This is a genomic window from Mesorhizobium sp. M7A.F.Ca.MR.176.00.0.0, assembly GCF_004023165.1.
Classification (GTDB): domain Bacteria; phylum Pseudomonadota; class Alphaproteobacteria; order Rhizobiales; family Rhizobiaceae; genus Mesorhizobium.
On record NZ_RZTC01000114.1, the window covers coordinates 1 to 6796 of the forward strand.

At 63.8% G+C, this 6796-nt stretch carries 3 protein-coding genes and 1 pseudogene (1 of these 4 cut by a window edge); 3 read left to right on the top strand and 1 reads right to left on the bottom strand.

What is annotated here, in order from left to right; translation table 11 throughout:
- Positions 1–122 precede the first annotated feature (122 nt).
- A complete protein-coding gene (locus EOB59_RS27970) occupies positions 123–1151 on the bottom strand; it encodes a CapA family protein (RefSeq protein WP_128289714.1) in 1029 nt (342 codons plus the stop codon).
- 107 nt (positions 1152–1258) lie between these two features.
- Here EOB59_RS27970 and EOB59_RS27975 point away from each other — a divergent pair, with 107 nt between their 5' ends.
- The 3 genes and pseudogenes from EOB59_RS27975 to uvrB form a co-directional block, all read left to right on the top strand.
- Positions 1259–2524 carry a hypothetical protein gene (locus EOB59_RS27975; protein WP_128289715.1) on the top strand — a complete coding sequence of 422 codons (1266 nt, stop codon included), beginning with the start codon at positions 1259–1261 and terminating at the stop codon, positions 2522–2524.
- Positions 2525–2960: 436 nt separating this feature from the next.
- Positions 2961–4583 carry a DUF2778 domain-containing protein gene (locus EOB59_RS27980; protein ID WP_128289716.1) on the top strand — a complete coding sequence of 541 codons (1623 nt, stop codon included), beginning with the start codon at positions 2961–2963 and terminating at the stop codon, positions 4581–4583.
- Positions 4584–4711: 128 nt separating this feature from the next.
- Positions 4712–6796: pseudogene (gene uvrB, locus EOB59_RS27985) on the top strand (excinuclease ABC subunit UvrB) (it continues 1111 nt past the right edge of the window).

Here is a 6796-nt window from a genome sequence, read left to right on the forward strand (position 1 = left end):
CCGTCGATCGGGGGAGAGGTGGCTCGGCGAAGCCGAGACGGAGTGGGGGTCGACCAGCGCCGCAAAAGACAATGCATGCGCCAGCCATGGACCCCATAGGCAACGTCTCGTCACTTGCAGCACTAAGGAAAGATCGCTTTCAGTCGCCTCTCGACCTTGTCACGCACTCGGCCCTCCAAAGCCTTCACCAACACCAACCGCTCATGGTCGCCGGCGCGCAGGCGCATGAAGGGATGCAGCCGGTAAGACGCGATCGTCCCGCGCATACCGGCATCGGCACTGACATCGACAGTGAGGATAGACCCGATGCGGCCCGGCCATGGCTGGCGGGCAAAGGCGGTACCGAGGAAATCGCCGAGCCCATAGGCGACGGTCGTCCCGTCGATCTTTTCCACCGGTTGAACGACATGGGCGTGATGGCCGGCGATCAGTCCGACGCCTTGCCCGGCCAGCCGCCTGGCCAGCGCTCGCGTCCCGTCGCGCGGAAAATGTCGGAACTCCCAGTCCCAATGCGGCACGGCGCAGAGAAGGTCGAAACCATCGCGCGGCCAGCCGGCCGGATCGCTGTCCATCGACACCCGCCCGGCAAACAGTTTTTCATCGGCGTTGCGCCACAGCGTGAATGCGGCGAAGCCGATATCAAGCGATCCAACCTGGAGCGGCACCACAGGACCGTCGGCGGCCAGGCCGATCGTGCGGATGCCGAGCCGCTGCAACGCCGCGACCGTCTCGTCGAAACCGGCGACGCCCTGATCCAGCACATGGTTGTTGGCCAGCGACAGCACGAGCCTTTCCCGCGCAATACCAGCCGCCGCCAGTGCCTCGGCCATAAACGACTCGCTCATGGCATGATGCGTGCCAAGCCTTGTCCCCAGCGCCGCGCTTGGTCTGTCCACCACAGGGCTTTCGCAATTGCCGATCACCAGATCGGCAGCGACGAGCAACGCCTTGATCGCCGGGTCGCAATTCGGCGCGCTGCGGTTGGCCACTGCCGAGATGTCGCCGACAAAGGCAAGCCGCACAGCCTGCTTCGGCGGCGGATCCATCAGCGTCCCGGCCATCGGCGCAAAGTCTCGTGCGTCGCCGACGAGCGACGGCTTCACGAAACGCGGCAGCCAGGACAGCTTGTAGGAAAGCGGATAGTTCGACACGCGATGCCCAATTGTTTGCCCTGTGTAAACCGTCCTCGCGGCGGGTTGAAGCGCAGCGTTGCAAATGGTGTATATTTGCGCGGCGCGACAAATATTGGGGGGAAAAGATGACACGACTGGCAGGCCTGCTGACATCCGCTTTCATTTTGCTCCTGCCGCTGTCTTCCGCGTCGGCGGCAATGCCCGAAGCGGCCACCCGACTGTTCGAGGCGAAGAGCGTGGCCGCGCGCGACGCTGCCCTGTCTATGCTGGAGACCGCCGCGCCAAAAGACCCGGCGTCCGCCTATGCGGCCGGGGCGGGCGAGTTCTTCACCGCACTGGAGATCCTGGCTACCGGCCTGCACCGTCATGGTTTCGAAAGCCCGCAATCCTTCATGCTGCCGCTGATGCGGTTGCCGGTGCCCGATAATCCCAATCCAGAGCCGCTGACTTACGAGCAGTTCCGCGCCATCCTGGTCGGCTTCCGCGACCGGCTGGAGAAATCCGCGGCAACGTTTGCGTCGGTGCCGCCCGATGCCGATATCGGCATGGTGATCGATCTCACCCGTGCGGGCATCGACCTCAACGAGGACGGCACCATCGCGCCGGACGAGAGCATGGCGGCGATCATTGCCGGGTTGTCACGCGGCGGCATTACATCGGACGACGCCGTTCCCACGCTCACCTTCCGTTTCGACCGCGCCGACGGATACTGGCTGCAGGGCTATGCCGAGTTCCTGATGGCGCAGGCCGATTTCTGGCTTGCGCATGATTTCAGGAGCACCTTCGACGGCTCGTTCCACATGCTGTTCCCGCGCGCCAAGCTGCCGTTGCAGGATATTCTGGTGCCGCCGGCCGGCGACATGGGCTCGAGCATCTTCTCCTCGGAATGGCGCATCGCCGATTTCATCTCGATGGTGCATCTCATCAACTGGCCGGTGATCGAGCCGGAGCGCCGTCAAGCAGCGCGCCGCCATTTGCTGGAAATGATCCGGCTGTCGCGCGAGGACTGGAAGGCGATCCGCGCCGAGACCGACAATGACCGCGAATGGCTGCCTGGCCCGCAGCAGAAGGGCGAGAACCCGCTCACCGGCCTCGAAGTCGGCGAGGAGCAGGTTCAGGCCTGGCTCGCCGCCCTGACCATGGCCGAGGATCTCCTGGAAGGCCGCAAGCTGCTGCCGCATTTCCGCGTCACCGCCGGCACAGGCCTAGGCATCAACATGAAGCGCTTCTTCGATGACCCGAAAAACTTCGATCTGGTGCTGTCGATCACCGGCCCGGCCATCGCGCCCTACCTCGAAAGCGGCGAACTCGTGACCAGCGACGATTTCGACCAGATCCAGCGCCAGTTCGGCGGCGGCGGGTTTTTGACGTTTGCGCTCTGGTTCAACTGAGGACGGGCTGCTTCAGGCCCTTCCGCAGGGGAAATCTTGGCAAGACCGGCAACATTTTTACTGGAAGCAGGCGCCTTTCCCAGGCGATGTCTGCTGGCAGTCACCTCACTGCAGATGCCGCGCCAAGGCGCTTCGCAAAAATTAGCAGCGGCTGTTTTGCTTGACTCGGCCGCCAAAAACAGGCAGCAAAACCAGGTCGGAAGGGCGACAACACCACTTTCCTGGCCGTGGACGAAGCCAAATTTGGCCCAAATCCACATCTCGTCGTTGGTTTTGAGAGGAATTGATTAACCAACTTTGTCCATATTTTGAAGCAATCGGCAACCAACTACAGACGCGGCAAACGCGTCGGGGACCACCTGGGATCACTCACAGAATGGTCGTCGCGGCTCTCAAGGCCACGTACGGGGAAACCGGTTGAAGCGAGATTGGTTGCATGGCGTTGTTGAGTACACACAAAAAAAACCGGGGACAGCGTGAGGGCGGCGAGTTCGTCGATGCTCCGCGTTCCTCTTCCTTCAACGCTGGCCGGGTGGCTCGCTGGGTCGCGCTGCCTTGCGTCAGCACCGCCATCGGCCTTTGGTTGATCGGCACCATGGCCGGCCTCAGTTCCGTCGGCGCCTCGCTGTCGGCGACTTCGGTTGGCCTGCCCCAGACGCTGTCCATGCCGGGATCGCTCGCACTTACCGATCCGCTGAAACAGCACTTCTTGAAAGCACCCTTCGTGCTGGCCAATGCCAATGGCGGCACTCAGGCCCTGCATGATCATTCGGTGCAGTGCGGTGCCAGCTGTTTCAAGCTGGCCAGGGTAAGCTCGCAGGCGGAAAAATCCGAACGCCTTGTGGCGCAGGCAAAGTCGATGCCTGCCCCTGCAAAGTCGAAGGCGCAGGAGCGCTTCGAACGCATGGAAGCGTCGCTTTCGCCGATGAAGCTGGCCGCTGCCTTTGCCGACGCCGGAAAACCTGCCGCCACTGCCAACACGCGCCCGGTGATCTCCACCGTCGCACCGCAAATTGCCGAGGCGTCGCTAGTGCCGTCCGTCCAGGTGACGGCCAGCCTGTCCGATAACATGCCAGTTCCGGCAGCCGAACGTTTCGCCCGGCTGGATACCGGTTCGGTGGTCGTGCAGACCGCACCGCAGCCGATGGGCTTTGCCCAATCCGATACGCCAGACAATTCGCAGTTGGCGCTTGCCCTGGTGCAGTCGCTGCCGGCCGACGACGAGGCGTTCGCCTCACCGCTGCCGATCGAGGAATCGTCGGCCGATGTCGCGGTTTCACCGGTCGAAATCCAGCAGGATCAGCCCGGCGATGCCGCCTCGCTGCCGGACGCGCTGACCGACGACGTGCCGTTGCCGACCCGCCGCCCGCAATTCGACGCGCCGCAGCCCAAAATCGTGCAGCAGGAGCCTAAGTCCGTCCAGCAGCCCAAATCTGTTCAGCAGCCCAAGCCCGTCCAGCAGCCGAAGCAGGCACGCGAGACGGTCCAGCAGGCTCAGCCGGCAAAACCGACGCGGCAAGGCCGGCCGGCCGACGGCGGTGACGTTTTGGCCTATGCCAAGCCCGACACGCCTTCGGGCGGCCTTGGCAAGGCGTTCAGGAACCTGTTCAACTCGCCGGGATCCAGAAGCGGAGCCGGAAATGGCGTCGCCGTCTACGATATCAGCGCCGGCACCGTCTACATGCCTGACGGCTCGAAGCTCGAGGCGCATTCTGGCATCGGCGCCATGACGGACCAGCCGCGCTATGCCAACCAGAAGAACCGCGGGCCGACACCGCCCAACACCTATAATCTGTCGCTGCGCGAGTCGCGCTTTCATGGTGTGGAGGCCTTGCGCCTGACGCCGGTCGATGGCCGCAACAAGTACAATCGCGACGGGTTTCTGGCCCATACGTATCTGCTTCGGGGCCGCTACGCCCAGTCGAGCGGCTGCGTCGCCTTCAAGGATTATGCGCGTTTCCTCGCCGCCTTCAAGAAGGGCAAGATCAAACGCCTCGTCGTGGTGCCGCGCCTGAACGGGTCGGCTACGCAGGTCGCATCAGCCGCCAGGGGCGTGTAGCGACAAGAGGCTTTCGGGCGTACCTTCCCGCCTGCTCCTGACAGCCTGCTGTCAGGAGCAGCGCTGTCCGGCACGCCTCTCCCCACCGCGCTCTTTCCATTTTGGCCAGGAAATCCCATATTCGGGACATGGCCAAATCTCCCGACAAAAAAACGCCGCCGACGGCGAATGACGACCGCGCCGCGCCGAAGCGGCGCAGTCCGCTGACCGATTTCCTCGACGCTTCGGAGCCGCTGCACAGAGGCGGCTTTGCCGAGATGCCGCAGCCGGAGCTCTCTGGCACGCCGCTGACCGGTTCGATCGCGGACTGGGCCGAGCAGATCGAGGAGGAAGCCGAAAAGGAAGGACGTCTTGCCGGCAAGGGCGACGGCGGCAAATCGCCGAAGCCGTCGAAGAAGATACCCGAGCGCTCAAGCTCGCCCGGACGCAGTTCGCGCGGCACCTCGATGGGTGGCGCGGCGTCAGCCAGGGAGCGCACGGCAGCCGGCCTCAATCCGGTCGCCGGCCTCGACATTTCGCTGGAAGACGCCGAGACGATGGCTTCGGGAAGCGTCACTGCGACCGTCGCCGCACTGTCGGCGCTGATCGAATCCGGCAATCCGCTGCACAAGGACGGCGTGCTGTGGACGCCGCACCGCCCTGCCCGCCCGGAAAAGTCCGAAGGCGGCATCGCCATCAAGATGGTGTCGGATTTCGAGCCGGCCGGCGACCAGCCGACCGCCATCAAGGATCTGGTCGAAGGCGTCGACAACAACGACCGCACCCAGGTGCTGCTCGGCGTCACCGGCTCCGGAAAAACCTTCACCATGGCCAAGGTGATCGAGGAGACGCAGCGCCCTGCCTTGATCCTGGCGCCGAACAAGACGCTGGCGGCGCAGCTCTATTCCGAGTTCAAGAAATTCTTCCCGGAAAACGCCGTCGAGTATTTCGTCTCCTACTACGACTATTACCAGCCGGAAGCCTACGTCCCGCGCACCGATACCTTCATCGAGAAGGAATCCTCGATCAACGAGCAGATCGACCGCATGCGCCACTCGGCGACGCGTTCGCTACTCGAGCGCGACGACGTCATCATCGTCGCCTCGGTGTCCTGCATCTATGGTATCGGCTCGGTCGAGACCTACACGGCGATGACCTTCCAGATGCAGATCGGCGATCGGCTCGACCAGCGCGCGCTGCTCGCCGATCTCGTCGCCCAGCAGTACAAACGGCAGGACATCAATTTCGTTCGCGGCTCGTTCCGCGTGCGCGGCGACACGATCGAGATCTTCCCGGCCCACCTGGAAGACCGCGCCTGGCGCATCTCGATGTTCGGCGACGAGATCGAGCAGATCACCGAGTTCGACCCGCTGACCGGACAGAAGACCGGCGAGCTGAAAAGCGTCAAGATCTACGCCAATTCGCACTATGTGACGCCGCGCCCGACGCTGAACCAGGCGATCAAGTCGATCAAGGAAGAGCTCAAGCACCGGCTGGTCGAACTCGAGCGCGCAGGCCGTCTGCTCGAGGCGCAGCGGCTGGAACAGCGCTGTCGCTTCGACCTCGAGATGCTGGAAGCCACCGGTTCCTGCGCCGGCATCGAGAACTATTCGCGCTATCTCACCGGCCGCCAGCCGGGTGATCCGCCGCCGACGCTGTTCGAGTACATTCCCGACAACGCGCTGGTCTTCATCGACGAAAGCCATGTCACCGTGCCGCAGATCGGCGGCATGTATCGCGGCGACTTTCGCCGCAAGGCAACACTGGCCGAATACGGCTTCCGTCTGCCGTCCTGCATGGACAACCGGCCGCTGCGCTTTGAGGAATGGGATGCCATGCGTCCGCTTTCGGTCGCCGTCTCGGCGACCCCTGGCGGCTGGGAAATGGAGCAGGCCGGCGGCGTCTTCGCCGAACAGGTCATCCGCCCGACCGGCCTGATCGATCCTCCGGTCGAGGTTCGCCCGGCCAAGACCCAGGTCGACGATGTCGTCGGCGAAATCCGCGACACCACCAAGGCCGGCTACCGCACGCTGGTGACGGTGCTGACCAAGCGCATGGCCGAGGATTTGACCGAATATCTGCATGAGCAAGGCATCCGTGTCCGCTACATGCACTCCGACATCGACACGCTGGAGCGCATCGAGATCCTGCGCGATTTGCGCCTCGGCGCCTTCGACGTGCTGGTCGGCATCAACCTGCTGCGCGAGGGCCTCGACATTCCCGAATGCGGCTTC

What these genes read in the sequence shown, in the direction of transcription:
- EOB59_RS27980 (WP_128289716.1), top strand. Translation starts at nt 2,961, where the DNA reads ATGGCGTTGTTGAGTACACACAAAAAAAACCGGGGACAGCGTGAGGGC.
- EOB59_RS27975 (WP_128289715.1), top strand. Translation starts at nt 1,259, where the DNA reads ATGACACGACTGGCAGGCCTGCTGACATCCGCTTTCATTTTGCTCCTG.